The 13,207-nt window shown below is 75.2% G+C and carries 13 protein-coding genes; 6 read left to right on the forward strand and 7 right to left on the reverse strand.

From position 1 onward, the window contains the following. Positions 1 to 73 precede the first annotated feature (73 nt). From EDJALFJO_RS01890 to EDJALFJO_RS01900, 3 genes are read left to right on the forward strand one after another with little or no spacing between them, the layout of a single operon-like run. A complete protein-coding gene (locus tag EDJALFJO_RS01890; protein ID WP_233149626.1) occupies positions 74 to 898 on the forward strand; it encodes a pentapeptide repeat-containing protein in 825 nt (274 codons plus the stop codon). Next, positions 895 to 2,193, forward strand: a complete 1,299-nt coding sequence (locus EDJALFJO_RS01895; protein ID WP_088281713.1) for a P1 family peptidase — start codon at positions 895 to 897, stop codon at positions 2,191 to 2,193. The genes EDJALFJO_RS01890 and EDJALFJO_RS01895 overlap by 4 nt, the downstream gene beginning before the upstream one ends. Continuing rightward, on the forward strand, positions 2,190 to 3,092 hold the full coding sequence (locus tag EDJALFJO_RS01900; protein ID WP_088281646.1) for a carbon-nitrogen hydrolase family protein: 903 nt from the start codon (positions 2,190 to 2,192) through the stop codon (positions 3,090 to 3,092). Before EDJALFJO_RS01895 ends, EDJALFJO_RS01900 begins: the two co-directional genes overlap by 4 nt. Here EDJALFJO_RS01900 and ppk2 read toward each other — a convergent pair. From ppk2 to EDJALFJO_RS01915, 3 genes are all read right to left on the reverse strand, one after another. Beyond that, entirely contained in the window at positions 3,077 to 4,060 is a 984-nt protein-coding gene (ppk2, locus tag EDJALFJO_RS01905; RefSeq protein ID WP_233149627.1) for a polyphosphate kinase 2, read from the reverse strand. The genes EDJALFJO_RS01900 and ppk2 overlap by 16 nt on opposite strands. Positions 4,061 to 4,172: 112 nt before the next feature. Continuing rightward, positions 4,173 to 4,853 (reverse strand): hypothetical protein, encoded by a 681-nt coding sequence (locus tag EDJALFJO_RS01910; protein WP_088281648.1) that lies wholly within the window; start codon positions 4,851 to 4,853, stop codon positions 4,173 to 4,175. Positions 4,854 to 5,185: 332 nt separating this feature from the next. Next, complete coding sequence (locus tag EDJALFJO_RS01915) at positions 5,186 to 6,604, reverse strand: NAD(P)H-quinone dehydrogenase (RefSeq protein ID WP_304441265.1); 1,419 nt, start codon at positions 6,602 to 6,604, stop codon at positions 5,186 to 5,188. Positions 6,605 to 6,718: 114 nt separating this feature from the next. On the opposite strand from EDJALFJO_RS01915, the gene EDJALFJO_RS01920 reads away from it, so the two are divergent. Continuing rightward, positions 6,719 to 7,168 carry a gamma-glutamylcyclotransferase gene (locus EDJALFJO_RS01920; protein ID WP_088281650.1) on the forward strand — a complete coding sequence of 150 codons (450 nt, stop codon included), beginning with the start codon at positions 6,719 to 6,721 and terminating at the stop codon, positions 7,166 to 7,168. Positions 7,169 to 7,181: 13 nt separating this feature from the next. Here EDJALFJO_RS01920 and EDJALFJO_RS01925 read toward each other — a convergent pair whose 3' ends face one another. The 3 genes from EDJALFJO_RS01925 to EDJALFJO_RS33945 form a co-directional block, all read right to left on the reverse strand. Continuing rightward, entirely contained in the window at positions 7,182 to 8,135 is a 954-nt protein-coding gene (locus EDJALFJO_RS01925; RefSeq protein WP_143448235.1) for a hypothetical protein, read from the reverse strand. Then, the gene (locus EDJALFJO_RS01930) at positions 8,132 to 8,671 is read right to left on the reverse strand and encodes a sigma-70 family RNA polymerase sigma factor (RefSeq protein ID WP_198949925.1); all 540 of its coding nucleotides are present in this window, start codon (positions 8,669 to 8,671) and stop codon (positions 8,132 to 8,134) included. Before EDJALFJO_RS01930 ends, EDJALFJO_RS01925 begins: the two co-directional genes overlap by 4 nt. 207 nt (positions 8,672 to 8,878) lie before the next feature. Continuing rightward, positions 8,879 to 9,037 carry a hypothetical protein gene (locus EDJALFJO_RS33945; protein ID WP_158220255.1) on the reverse strand — a complete coding sequence of 53 codons (159 nt, stop codon included), beginning with the start codon at positions 9,035 to 9,037 and terminating at the stop codon, positions 8,879 to 8,881. Positions 9,038 to 9,094: 57 nt separating this feature from the next. Between EDJALFJO_RS33945 and EDJALFJO_RS01935 the strand changes: the two genes are divergently transcribed. Beyond that, positions 9,095 to 9,952 carry a purine-nucleoside phosphorylase gene (locus EDJALFJO_RS01935; RefSeq protein WP_088281719.1) on the forward strand — a complete coding sequence of 286 codons (858 nt, stop codon included), beginning with the start codon at positions 9,095 to 9,097 and terminating at the stop codon, positions 9,950 to 9,952. A 44-nt stretch (positions 9,953 to 9,996) separates the two neighbouring features. On the opposite strand, the gene EDJALFJO_RS01940 is transcribed toward EDJALFJO_RS01935, so the two are convergent. Continuing rightward, the gene (locus tag EDJALFJO_RS01940) at positions 9,997 to 10,773 is read right to left on the reverse strand and encodes a TetR/AcrR family transcriptional regulator (RefSeq protein ID WP_088281656.1); all 777 of its coding nucleotides are present in this window, start codon (positions 10,771 to 10,773) and stop codon (positions 9,997 to 9,999) included. 129 nt (positions 10,774 to 10,902) lie between these two features. Between EDJALFJO_RS01940 and EDJALFJO_RS01945 the strand changes: the two genes are divergently transcribed. Next, entirely contained in the window at positions 10,903 to 13,140 is a 2,238-nt protein-coding gene (locus EDJALFJO_RS01945; RefSeq protein ID WP_088281658.1) for an MMPL family transporter, read from the forward strand. Positions 13,141 to 13,207 lie beyond the last annotated feature (67 nt).

Raw genomic sequence — 13,207 nt, forward strand, 5'->3', positions numbered from 1 at the left:
CGGACGGCGCTACGTGCCGGTGTGCACCTTTCGCCCCGGCGGCCCCGCACCGCGATGGCGTAGCCTGCGCGCCGTGGAGCCGCCTGCCGCCGCCGACCTGCGGCACCCCCGGGCCGCCCTCGCCGCCGACTGCTCACGCTGCCGGGCGCTGTGCTGCACAGGCCCGGCGTTCACCCGGTCCGCGGACTTCCCGCTCTCCAAGCCGGCCGGCGTCCCGTGCCCGAACCTGCTGCCCGACAGCCGGTGCGGCGTCCATGACCGGCTGCTCGAGGGCGGGTTCCGCGGCTGCGTCGGGTACGACTGCTTCGGGGCCGGGCAGCGCCTCGTCGCGACGCTCGCACCGGGCCCGACGGCGTTCGCGCTGCTGCCCGTCGTCCGGCTCCTCCACGAGCTCGAGTGGTACCTCGTCGAGGTCCTCGCCCGACCCCGTGCGGCCGCCGTGCACGCCGCGGCCGAGGCGGCGCTCACGACGACCCGCGGGCTCGGCGCCCGGGTCGGGCCGAAGACCGACGGTGCGGCCGCCGCCGCGCTCGCGGCCGCCGTCGAGGCGCACCGGCGGGAGGTGGCCCCCGTGCTGCGTGCGGCGAGCGCCGCCGCCCGGGCCGCCGGCGGGCCCGGGCCGGACCGGTCCGGCGCCGACCTCGCGGGCGCCGACCTGCGTGGGGCGGACCTGCGGCGCGCCGCACTGCGCGGAGCCGTCCTCATCGGGGCGGACCTGCGCCGGGCCGACCTGCACGGGGCGGACCTGCTCGGGGCCGACACCCGCGGCGCGGACCTGCGCGGGGCGGACCTGCGCGACGCGCTGTTCCTCACCCGCACCCAGCTCGACGCCGCCCGCGGCGACCGCCTCACACAGCTCCCCACGTGGGCGGACCGCCCGGCACACTGGCCCGCGTGACGACGACCTCATCCCCGGCCTCCCCGGCGCAGCCCGACCCCCGCACGACCGCGCCGGACGGCCGGCCCCGGGCCCGCGGCATCGGCATCCCCTTCCCCGGCGACCCGGGGCCGCTCAACGCGGTCACCGACGTGCCCGGCCTCGAGGTCGGCTACGTGACGCTCGTCGACGGCGACGGCCCCCTCGTTGTCGGCGAGGGACCGGTCCGCACCGGCGTCACCGCGATCCTGCCGCGCGGCCGCGACGGCGTCGGCGTCCCGTGCGCCGCCGGCTGGTACTCGCTCAACGGCAACGGCGAGATGACCGGCACCACGTGGGTCGAGGAGGTCGGCGCCCTCGCTCTGCCGGTCGTCGTCTCGAACACCCACGCGGTCGGCGCGTGCCACACCGGCACGGTCGAGTGGGTCGCCCGCACCCACCCGGCGGTCGCCGCGGAGTGGCTGCTCCCGGTCGTCGCCGAGACCTGGGACGGCTACCTCAACGACATCAACGGCGGGCACGTCCGCCCGGAGCACGCGGTCGCCGCCCTGGACGGCGCGGCGTCCGGCCCGCTCGCCGAGGGGTCGGTCGGCGGCGGCACCGGGATGAACTGCTACGCCTACAAGGGCGGCAGCGGGACGGCGTCCCGGGTCGTCGAGCACGGGTCGGCCCGGTACACGGTGGGGGCGTTCGTGCAGGCCAACTTCGGCGACCGCGGCGAGTTGTCCGTCGCGGGCGTGCGGCTCGGCGACCGGCTCGCGGACGACGACCCGATGTCGGACCCGGCGTGGCTCGTCCGCGACGTCGAGCGGGCCGCGGCACGGGCACCCGGGGCGGTGCGGGCGCCGTCCGCGCCGTCCGCGCCGTCCGTGACCTCGCTGCCGCCGGGGGCGACCCGCCCGCCGGGCGGGGCAGGGTCGGTGATCGTCGTCGTCGCGACGGACGCCCCGCTGCTGCCCGGCCAGTGCAAGGCGCTCGCCCGCCGGGTGCCGCTCGGGCTGGCCCGGACCGGCACCTCGGGCGGGCACTTCTCCGGCGACATCTTCCTCGCGTTCTCGACCGCCAACGCGGGCGCGCTGCGCAGCCGGATCCCGGTGAGCGCCGCGACCGACGACGACTACGACGCCCTGCGGTTCGTGCCGTGGGGCCGGATGGACCCGTTCTTCACGGCCGTCGTCCAGTGCGTCGAGGAGGCGGTGCTCAACGCGCTCGTCGTCAACGCCGACATGGTCGGCCGGGACGGGCACCGCTCCCCTGCCCTGCCGCATGCGGCGGTCCGCGACGCGCTGGCCCGCGCCGGGGTGCTCGAACCGTGAGCCGCCCGCTGCCGATCGCCCTCGTCCAGGCGCCGTCGCTGGCCGACCCGCTCGCCGCCGACGCCCTCGACCGGTTCGAGGCCGACGTCACCTCGGTGCTGCGCCGGTTCCCGCAGACCCGGCTCGTCGTCCACCCCGAGCTGCACACGACCGACCCGACGGGCCTCACGGAGGCCGACGCCGGCCGCCTCGCCGAGCCGCTCGACGGCCCGCGCGTCACCCGGCTGCGCGAGGTCGCGGCCCGCGCCGGGGTCTGGCTCGTGCCCGGCAGCGTCCTCGAGGCCGGTGCGGCCGGCGCCGTCCACAACACCGCGCTGCTGCTGTCGCCGACCGGGGACCTGCACGCGTCCTACCGCAAGATCTTCCCCTGGCGGCCGTACGAGCCGACGACGCCCGGCGGGCAGTTCGTCGTCGCCGACCTCGACGGGATCGGCCGGGTCGGGCTGGCGATCTGCTACGACTCCTGGTTCCCCGAGCACGCCCGCCAGCTGGCCTGGCTCGGCGCGGAGGTCGTCGTCACGGTCGTCATGACGACGTCGTCCGACCGCGCGCAGGAGCTCGTCCTCACGCGGGCCAACGCGATCGCGAACCAGGTGCACGTCGTCGCCGTGAACACCGCCGGGCCGGCCGGCACCGGGCGCAGCCTCGTCGTCGACCCCGAGGGCCGGGTCCGGGTCGACAGCCCGGACGCGATGCCGTGCGTCCTCGTGGACGTCCTCGACCTGGACGACGTCCCGCGGGTGCGCCGGTTCGGCACCGCCGGCCTCAACCGGCTCTGGGAGCAGTTCGCCGAGGGCGACGCACCGCTCGAGCTGCCGGCGTACGGCGGCCGGATGGACCCGGCGACGTGGCGGCCGGCGGCCGGACCGGCCGAGGGCACGCCCTACAGCGGCGGGTAGACCTTACCCGTGAGCTCGCCGGCCTCGTAGATGTCGCCGGGCGGGCCGACGATGAGCGGGTCCGGGGTGCCGACGATGCTGTGGTCCTTCTCCGGGTAGTCGATGAGGCTGAGCACCCAGCGCATCGCCTCGACGCGGCCGCGCTTCTTGTCGTTGCTCCGCACGACCGTCCACGGCGCGAAGTCGGTGGACGTGTAGAAGAACATCGCCTCCTTGGCCTCGGAGTAGGAGTCCCACTTGTCGAGGGAGGCGAGGTCCATCGGGCTGAGCTTCCACTGCCGCACCGGGTCGATGCGCCGGATCGTGAACCGGGTGACCTGCTCCTTGCGGCTCACGGAGAACCAGAACTTCACGAGGATGATCCCGCTGCGCACGAGGAGGTTCTCGAACTGCGGGGCCTGCCGCATGAACTCCTGGTAGTCCGGGTCGGAGGCGAACCCCATGACCCGCTCGACGCCCGCCCGGTTGTACCAGGACCGGTCGAACAGCACGATCTCGCCGGCGCTCGGCAGGTGCTGCACGTACCGCTGGAAGTACCACTGCCCGGCCTCGCGGGCCGTCGGCTTCGTCAGCGCGACGACGTTGGCGCCGCGGGGGTTGAGGTGCTCCATGAACCGCTTGATCGTGCCGCCCTTGCCCGCGGCGTCCCGGCCCTCGAAGACCAGGCACAGCTTGAGGCCGGCGTCCTTGACGTGGGCCTGCAGCTTGAGCAGCTCGATCTGGAGAAGCCGCTTGCTGATCTCGTACTCGCGCCGCGACATCCGTTCGTCGTACGGGTAGCCCTCTCGCCACGTGTCGACCGGCGCGCCGTCCGGCCCGAGGAGCACCGGGTCGTCGACCTCGTCCCACGTGCCGTCGACGGCCAGGCCCTTGAGGTTGAGCTCCTCGTCGGAGAGGTCCTGCAAGGACGCGATGAGGTCCTGCAGCTCCATGACCGACTCGATGTCGAGCTCGTGACGTTCACTCATGTTCCTGCCGCCTCCTCGTCGTGCCCCTGCCCGATCCTGGCACCCGGCGCACCCGGCGCCCAGTGACCTTCCGATGAACGATCGGCACGGCAGGGCCCCGCCCGTAGCCGGGCTACCCGACGACCCGGACCTCGAAGTGCGGCGCCCAGCGGTCACCGCTGCGGTAGTGCAGGGGGTCGACCGGCTGCCGGTCGCCGAGGGCGAGGAAGCCGACCAGGTCCCGTTCGATGCCGCGCGCCGCGAAGGCGTCGCGCAGGGTGCGCGCCCGGGCCCGGGTCAGGGCGTCCCCCCGGCCCCGCGCCTCACCGCGGCGGGCGTGCGTGGTCAGGAGCAGCCGCGGCCCGGGGTCGCTCCGGCGCAGCCGCCGGGCGAGCATGTCGATCCGGTCGCGCATCCGCGGGGTCGTCGACGCGGACCCGCTGCGGAACGGCGTCGGGAAGCCGTCCTCGCCGTCCGAGATCTCGGTCGCCAGGTCGAGCCCGGCGTCGGTCCAGGCCAGCGACGTGCTGAACCGGACGTCGACCCCCGCTGCCAGCAGGTCGTCGACGAACGGGCCCAGCCGGGCCCCCTCGACGGGGGTCTCGAGGAGCGGCGCCACCCACACCGTGCGCTCCTCCAGCCAGAGCCCGGTGGGCACGACGGCCCGGGACGCCGCGGTGAGGAAGTGGCCCACGGCGGCCACCGCAGCGTCGGTGACGCCGGGCGTCGTGCGGGGCACGACGGTGAGGAAGGCGGTGTCGACGTCCGAACCCGCGCGCGCGAGCAGGCTCCGGAGCTGCGCGCGTGTGGCCACCCGGCCTCCGACGTGCGCCCGCCCGCTGGCGTCCACCGCAGCATGGAGCGACACCGACGCGTCGCGCGACTCCCGCGGTGGCGCCGGTGAGGTGGGCGGCCCGGCCGTCTGCGAACGCGTCGCGGTGCCCGCAGTCGTCGGGCCTGACGACGCCGCACCTGAGGAGGTACCGGCGGCCGACGGGGTCGACGACCGCGGCCCCCCGGATGACGCCCCGGCGCAGGCCGCGAGACCGGTTCCCGCGAGACCGGATCCTGCGAGCGCGAGAAGGGACCGCCGCGTGATCACGAGGACAGTATTCCTGCGTCGGCCGTCGGTCGTGACGCGTCAGATCAGTCCGACGCGTGCAGCCGCCGCGCCGCCTCGGCGATCGAGCCGGACAGGCTCGGGTACACGGTGAACGCCTGCGCGACGTCGTCCACCGTGAGCCGGTGCTCGACCGCGAGCGTCACCGGGAAGATGAGCTCCGAGGCCCGCGGCGCGACGACGACCCCGCCGAGGATCTCCTGCGAGCGCGCACCGCAGAACAGCTTGACGAAGCCGTCGTGGATGCCCTGCATCTTGGCCCGGGCGTTCGTCGCGAGCGGCAGCTTGACGGTGCGCGCCCGGACCTCGCCGGCCTCGATCTGCGCGGCGTTCCAGCCGACCGTCGCGATCTCGGGGGCGGTGAAGACGTTGGCGGACACCGTCCGCAGGTCGAGCGGGGCGACGGCGTCGCCGAGGCTGTGCCACATGGCGATCCGGCCCTGCATGGCCGCGACCGAGGCGAGCGCGAGCACCCCGGTGCAGTCGCCGGCCGCGTACACCCCGCGGGACGTCGTCCGGCTGACCCGGTCGACCTGGACGTGACCGCTGTCCGACAGGGTCACCCCGGCGCCGCCGAGGCCCATCCCCCCGGTGTTCGGGATCGAGCCGACGGCGACGAGGCAGTGCGAGCCCTCGACGGTCCGGCCGTCGGCGAGCGTCACGACGACGCCGTCGCCGGTCCGCTTGACCGCCTGCGCCCGCGAGCGCGAGAGCACCTCCATGCCGCGCCGGCGGAAGACCGCCTCGATGACCTCGGCGGCGTCCGGGTCCTCACCGGGGAGCACCCGGTCCCGGCTCGAGACGAGGACGACGTCCGCGCCGAGCGCGTCGTAGGCGCTCGCGAACTCGGCACCGGTGACACCGGAGCCGACGACGACGAGCCGCTCGGGCAGGTGGTCGAGGTCGTAGAGCTGCTTCCATGTGAGGATCCGCTCGCCGTCCGGACGCGCGTCGGGCAGCTCGCGCGGGTGCGCGCCGACGGCCACGAGCACGGCCTCGGCGTCGAACGCCGTCGTGCCCGGGGTGCCGTCGACGCCGTCGACGACGACCCGGTGCGGCCCGTCGAGCCGGCCCCGGCCACGGACGATCCGCACGCCCTCGGACTCCAGCCGCCGGTGGATGTCGTCCGACTGGGCCTGCGCGAGCGCCTTGACCCGGCGGTTGACGACCCCGAGGTCCACGGCGACGGCGCCGTGGGCGTCCCGCTCGCCGCCGGCCGAGCCGGGGAACCGGACGCCGAGCTCGGCGGACTCCCCGACGAGCGTCATCACCTCGGCGGTCGCGATGAGCGTCTTCGACGGGACGACGTCGGTCAGGACCGCCGCACCGCCGAGCCCGTCGGCGTCGACGACCGTGACGTCGGCACCGAGCTGGGCGGCCACCAGCGCCGCCTCGTACCCACCCGGACCGCCACCGACGACGACCACCTTCGCGCGCTCTGCCACCCGGGCATTCTCCCGCATGGCCGGGCGGCGGCCGGACACCCGGGCCGTGGCGCCGCACACCCGTGCGGCGGTGCGCCCACCGCGCGCCGCCCGGGATGCCTAGGCTGTGTGCTCATGGCCCTGTACGCCGCGTACGCGAGCAACCTCGACCCCGAGCGGATGAGCAAGCGCGCTCCGCACTCGCCCCTGCAGGGCTCCGGGTGGCTCGTCGGGTGGCGACTCACGTTCGGCGGCGAAGACGTCGGCTGGGAGGGCTCGCTCTGCACCGTCGTCGAGGACCCGGGCCACCAGGTCTACGTCGCCCTCTACGACGTGCACGAGCTCGACGAGAAGCTCCTCGACGAGTGGGAGGGCCTGGAGATCGGGCTCTGGAACAAGATCCGGGTGCGGGTCAGCACCCTCGAGGGCGACGTCACCGCCTGGCTCTACGTGCTCAACGCGTACGAGGGCGGCCTGCCGAGCGCCCGCTACCTCGGGATGCTCGCGGACGCCGCGGAGGCCGGCGGCGCCCCCGACGACTACGTCGCCGAGCTGCGCATCCGGCCCTGCTCGTCCGTCGACTGACCGCCAGCACGGCTCAGGGGACGACCACCCGCTGGGTCGTGAGGTCGGCCACGGCCACCGCCGGGCCCCACTGCTCCTGGACCCACCGCACCTGTGCACGCGTGGGCGTCGTCGTGGCCCCGAGGAGCACCCGGTTGGTGTCGGTGTCGATCCACGCCCCCGACAGGTCGGGGAACTCCTGCGGCGCCCGGGCCGACACCTCGGCGTAGAGCGCCTCGAGCTCGGTCTGCGAGCGGTCGACGAGCTGGGTGCGGACGTCGGCCCCGGGCGGGGTGCAGCTGCGTACGAGCGCCCGGGCACCCTTCTCGTCGACGCCGCGGACGACGTTGACGACGATGAGGTCCGCGCCGACGTTCATGTAGGCGAACCGGCGGCCGTCGAGCGCGAGGTCGAGGTCCGCGAGGGCCGTGGCGAACGCCGGGTCCTCGGTGGGAGACCCGGCCGGACCGACGGTGCCGGTCACGACCGCGCTGCCCGTCGCCGTCCCGCCCCGGCCGCCGGACACCCAGTCCCCCGACCCGGGCCCCGTGTAGAGCGGGTCCATCGTCATCGCACGGTTGTGCGGCTCCGCGGTCGCACCGTTCAGCTCGGCCCTGGCCTGCGCGCACGAGGCGTACTCGACATCGGGCGCGCCGCTGCCCGGTCCGGACGACCCCGGCGCCGACGGGCCGCTCGACGCACCGGTCGGGACCGGCGTCGCCGGCCCGGGCCCTCCCGGCGTGGTGACGGTGCCGCCATCCCGCGCCACGGCGGTCGCCCCCACGCCGAGCACCACGACCGCGGCGGCCGCCGACAGCCACGCGACGACCGGCGGCACCCGCCGCACCGCCGGGGTCCGTGCGGCGCGGACGGCGTCCGTGACGAGCGAGGCGCGCCAGACCGGCTCCTGGGCCCGGTGCTCGAGCGTCGCCCGGAGCAGGTCCTCCACCGGATCGACCGGCTCACCTGGTCGCGTCGGCTCGGTCATGACAGCGCCTCCCGTTCCGCCGGCGCCGCGGCGAGCCCCGCGCGCAGGCGCAGCAGCGCCCGGGCGGCGGTCGACCGGACGGCGCTCTCACCGATGCCGAGGACCGACGCGATCGTCGCGTCGTCGGCGTCCTCGTAGAACCGCAGGACGAGCACGGCCCGGCCGCGCGGCGGCAGCGTCGCGAGCAGGTGCCACATCGCGTCGCGCGCCGCGAGGTCCCCGGCGAAGTCCGGGGCGACGTCCGCACCCGCGCGCCCGACCGGTGCGGACGACGCGACCGTCGCGACGTCGTCCGGGCCGAACGGCCGCTCCCGGGACGACGCGCGCCGCCGCCAGCCGAGCCACGTGTTGACGAGCACCCGCCGGGCGTAGGCCTCCGGCCGGTCGCTCGCGACGACCTTGGACCAGCCCCGGTAGACGTCGACGAGGGCGGCCTGCACGAGGTCCTCGGCGAGGTGCCGGTCCCCGGTGAGCAGGTAGCCCAGCCGCAGGAACGCCGGCCCGCGCGCGTGCGCGAACTCCTCGAAGCGTTCCACGGCACTCCCTCCGCCCGCCGGGCCCGCGTCCGGGCCGGTCTGCATCCTCCTGGACGCACCGGCGGGCCCGATCCGCTGCACGTCCCGGGGAACCGGCCGTCACCACCGGTGCGTCGATGGGGCACGATCGCCCTGCCCCGACCCCTGGCCCGGCCGGCCCGACCGGCCCGACCCCGACCGGCTCTCCGACGTCGAGTACGTCGAGGTCTACCGCAACATCGACAACTTCCCGAACGTCGCGAAGGTCTGCGCCGGCGGCGTCGCGTTCGCGACGACGTCGAGCTCGGACGGCACGACGTCGCCGTCGCTGGTCCGGGTGCCCGAGTGGGACGCCTCCTGCCCGGCGTCGACCTCCCCGGCGGCCACCCCGTCGCCGTCCGCCTCCTGACGCCCGCGGGGGCCGGCCCCGATACGCTCCCGGCCATGACCGACGACGTCGCGCAGACCCCGTCCCTCGACGACCCCGGCACCGACCCGAAGGCGGTCGCGCAGGCCGCCGCCGACCGGGTCGCCGAGCTCACGGGGGTCGCCTCGCACGACGTCGCGCTCGTCCTCGGCTCGGGCTGGGCGCCGGCCGGCGACCTGCTCGGGGAGACCCTCGCGACCTTCGCGACGACGGACCTGCCCGGCTTCTCCGCGGCCGCCGTCGCCGGGCACTCGGGCACGATCCGCTCGGTGCGGATCGGCGACACCGAGCGGCGCGCGCTCGTCTTCGGCACGCGCACCCACTACTACGAGGGCCGCGGCGTGCGCGCCGTCGTCCACGGCGTCCGGACGGCGGCCGCGGCCGGCGTCCGCACCCTCGTCCTCACGAACGGCTGCGGCGGGCTCGACCCCACGTGGACGCCGGGCACGCCCGTGCTCATCAGCGACCACATCAACCTCACGGGCGCGAGCCCGCTCGAGGGCGCGACGTTCGTCGACCTCACCGACCTGTACTCGGCACGGCTGCGCGCGATCTGCCACGGCGTCGACCCGACCCTCGCCGAGGGCGTCTACGTGCAGTTCCGCGGGCCGCAGTACGAGACCCCGGCCGAGGTCCGGATGGCCGGGATCCTCGGCGGCACCCTCGTCGGGATGTCGACGACGCTCGAGGCGATCGCGGCCCGCGAGGCGGGCCTGGAGGTGCTCGGCATCTCGCTCGTGACGAACCTCGGCGCCGGCATCGCCCCGCCCGGCGGGGTCGCCCAGCCGCTCTCCCACGAGGAGGTCATCGCCGCGGGCAAGGCCGCGGCGGAGCGCGTCGGCGGCATGCTCGCCGAGGTGATCCGGCAGTTCTGAGCGGGGGCGGTTCCCGAACCGGGCAGCTCCGACCGGCCGCGGGCTCAGTGCACCGGTACGTACTCGATCCCGAGGTTGCGGCCGAGGGCCGCGAGGCTCGTCTCGAAGAACGGGCCGGCGTCGGTGAGGCAGAAGTGCAGGTGGTTGAAGACGTCCATGGCGACGAGCCCGTAGAGCTGCACCCAGGCCCGCAGGAACACGTCGATCGCCGTGAGCGGCACGCCTTCCGCCGCCGGGCCGACGAGGTCGACGAGCGAGGTCCGGTAGACCCGCAGCTGTGAGGCCAGCGCCTCGGGGAGGCTCTCCTCCGGGGCGACGGGGAAAGGCAGCTCGGCCCACAGCCGGACGAAGATCTCGGTGAACACCGCCCCGAACCGCATGCCCGCCGCGTGCGCGGGGTCGTCGAGGCTGTGCGTCACGGACGGGACCGGCGTCCCGAAGACGAGGCGGAACTCCTGCGGGTGCGCCGCCGCCCAGTCCCGGAACGCCTTGGCCGCGCACACGAGCTGGACGACGACGAGCGGCTTGCCGGCCATCCGCTCCTCGGTGGCCAGCACCTGCGCCGCGCCGTCCCGCGCTGCTGCGAGGACGGCCGCGAGCCGGTCGTAGCTGTCCGCGACCAGGGCCTTGTGCAGGTCCTCGTGACTGGGGAAGTAACGGTAGAGGCCGGGCGCCGTCATCCCCATCTCGCGCGCGATCGCGCGCAGGGTCGCCGCCTCGGGGCCCTCCTCGACGAGCAGGCGCAGGGCGACGGCCTTGATCTCGTCGACGGTGGCCGCGCGCATCCGCTCGCGCCGGCCCACGGGCACTTCGGTCGACATGCCGTAACTCCCCTTGACAATCGTGAACACCTACGACAAGAGTAAACGACGTAAGCAAACACTGTTAACCCTTGCGACGGGCTTTCTCACCGAGAGAGTACGCGCAGGGACGTCCGCCGGGAGAGTGCCATGTTCGCGTCGTGGGGTCTGTCGTTGGCGAGGTGGCGCTGGGCCGTCCTCGTCCTGTCGTTCGTGGCGGTCGCCGCCGCCGGGGTCTGGGGGCCGGGAGTCGTCGACCGGCTGACGAGCGGCGGCTTCGACGACCCGGGCTCGCCGGCCACCCGGGCCGAGCAGCGGATCGTCGAGACGGTCGGCCGGCAGGACACCGACATCGTCGCCCTCTACTCCTCCCCGACCCTCACCGTCGACGACCCGGCGTTCCGGACGGCGGTCGAGGGGGCCCTCGCCACGCTGCCGGCGGCGGACGTCACCCAGGTCGTCACGTACTGGAGCAGCGGGGCCGACGTCTTCGTCAGCGCCGACCGGCGCTCGACGTACGTGGCCGTCCGGCTCGCCGACGAGACCCGCGCCGGGCGCTCGGACGTCTACGCCGAGGTCGCCTACGGTCTGCGCGCCACCGACCCGCAGGTCACGACGGCGCTCGGCGGCAACGCCGCGATCGACGCCCAGATCAGCACCCAGGTCGGCGAGGACCTCGCCCGCGCCGAGAGCCTGTCGGCGCCGCTTCTCGTCGTCCTCCTGCTCGTCGTCTTCGGCAGCGCCGTGGCCGCCGGCCTGCCGCTGCTCATCGGGGCCTTCACGGTGCTCGGGTCGTTCGTCGCCGTCCGGCTCATCACCGAGGTCACCGAGGTCTCGGTGTTCGCGATCAACATCATCACGATCCTCGGGCTCGGGCTCTCCATCGACTACGCACTCTTCGTGGTGAGCCGGTTCCGGGAGCAGATCCGCGCCGGGCAGGACGTCCCCGAGGCGCTCGCGACGACGATGGCGACCGCCGGGCGCACCGTGGCCTTCTCGGCCGTCACCGTCGCGGTGTCGATGACCGGCCTGCTGCTCTTCCCGCAGGTCTTCCTGCGGTCCATGGGCTTCGGCGGCATCGCGGCCGTCGTCGTCGCCGCGACGACGTCCCTCACGGTGCTGCCGGCGCTGCTCGCCGTCCTCGGTCGCCGCGTCGACGCCCTGCGGATCCGGCTGCCGCGCACCCTGACCGGCGCGCTCACCGCCCGCCGGGAGCGGCGCGCGACGGCCGGCGCCGAGCACGCCGGCGGCTGGGAGCGGCTCGCCCGCAGCGTCATGCGCCGGCCGGTGCTCTGGGCCGGTGCGGTGGTCGCCGTCCTCGCCGTCCTCGGCTCGCCGTTCCTCCACGTCGAGTTCGGCGGCATCGACGCCCGCGCCCTGCCCGAGGGGGCGCAGGGCCGGGTCGTCGCCGAGGCGCTCGACCGCGACTTCGCCGGCGTCGACACGGCGCCGATCGACGTGCTCGTCGAGGGGGCGGACGACGCGGCTCTCGCCTCGTTCTCGACCGCGGTCGCCGGGGTGGACGGCGTGACGGGCGTCCGCCCGGTCGCCGCCCGTGACGGCGCGACGCTGCTCGCGGTCGGCTACACCGGTGGGGCCGTCGAGGCCACCGCCCGCGAGGCGGTCACGGCGATCCGCGCGCTGCCCGCCCCGGCCGGCGCGACGGTCGACGTCGGCGGCGTGAGCGCCCAGCAGGTCGACCTGCGGGCGAGCATCGCCCGCACCCTGCCGTGGATGGCGCTGCTCGTCGTCTCCGCGACGTTCCTCCTGCTGTTCCTCGCCTTCGGCTCGCTCGTGCTGCCGCTCAAGGCGGTCGTCATGAACGTGCTCTCGCTCGGGGCCGCGTTCGGCGTCGTCACGTGGATCTTCCAGGACGGCAACCTGTCGGGCCTGCTCGGGTTCACCTCGACCGGGACCGTCGAGACGACGCAGCCGATCCTCATGCTCGCGATCCTGTTCGGCCTGTCGATGGACTACGAGGTGTTCCTGCTGTCCCGGATCCGCGAGGAGTGGGACGCCACGGGCGACAACACCGCGGCCGTCGCGGCCGGGCTGCAGCGGACGGGCCGGATCATCACGAGCGCCGCCCTGCTGCTCGTCGTCGTCATCGCCGCGTTCTCCACGTCGGGCATCACGTTCATCAAGCTCATCGGCGTCGGGATGGCGGTCGCGATCGTCGTCGACGCCACGGTGGTCCGGGCCCTGCTCGTGCCGGCGACGATGCGGCTGCTCGGCCGGGCGAACTGGTGGGCCCCGGCGCCGATGGTCCGCTGGTGGGAGCGGTACGGCGTCCGCGAGAGCGACGGCCCGGTGCCGCCGCGGCGGGCCGCGGCCGTGGCGACGGCACCGGCGAAGGCCTCCGAACCGGCACCGGAACCCGTTGCCTGACAACACCTCCGTCAACCCGACCGGACCGGCCCGGCACCCGTTCGCGGGGGCCGGGCCGGTCCACGTC

The sequence above is a fragment of the Kineosporia sp. A_224 genome, from assembly GCF_002198655.1.
GTDB lineage: Bacteria > Actinomycetota > Actinomycetes > Actinomycetales > Kineosporiaceae > R-H-3.

Coding starts and splice junctions, on each gene's coding strand:
- ppk2 (WP_233149627.1), bottom strand. CDS start 4,060: ATGAGTGAACGTCACGAGCTCGACATCGAGTCGGTCATGGAGCTGCAG.
- EDJALFJO_RS01920 (WP_088281650.1), top strand. CDS start 6,719: ATGGCCCTGTACGCCGCGTACGCGAGCAACCTCGACCCCGAGCGGATG.
- EDJALFJO_RS01935 (WP_088281719.1), top strand. CDS start 9,095: ATGACCGACGACGTCGCGCAGACCCCGTCCCTCGACGACCCCGGCACC.
- EDJALFJO_RS01945 (WP_088281658.1), top strand. CDS start 10,903: ATGTTCGCGTCGTGGGGTCTGTCGTTGGCGAGGTGGCGCTGGGCCGTC.
- EDJALFJO_RS01925 (WP_143448235.1), bottom strand. CDS start 8,135: ATGACCGAGCCGACGCGACCAGGTGAGCCGGTCGATCCGGTGGAGGAC.
- EDJALFJO_RS01940 (WP_088281656.1), bottom strand. CDS start 10,773: ATGTCGACCGAAGTGCCCGTGGGCCGGCGCGAGCGGATGCGCGCGGCC.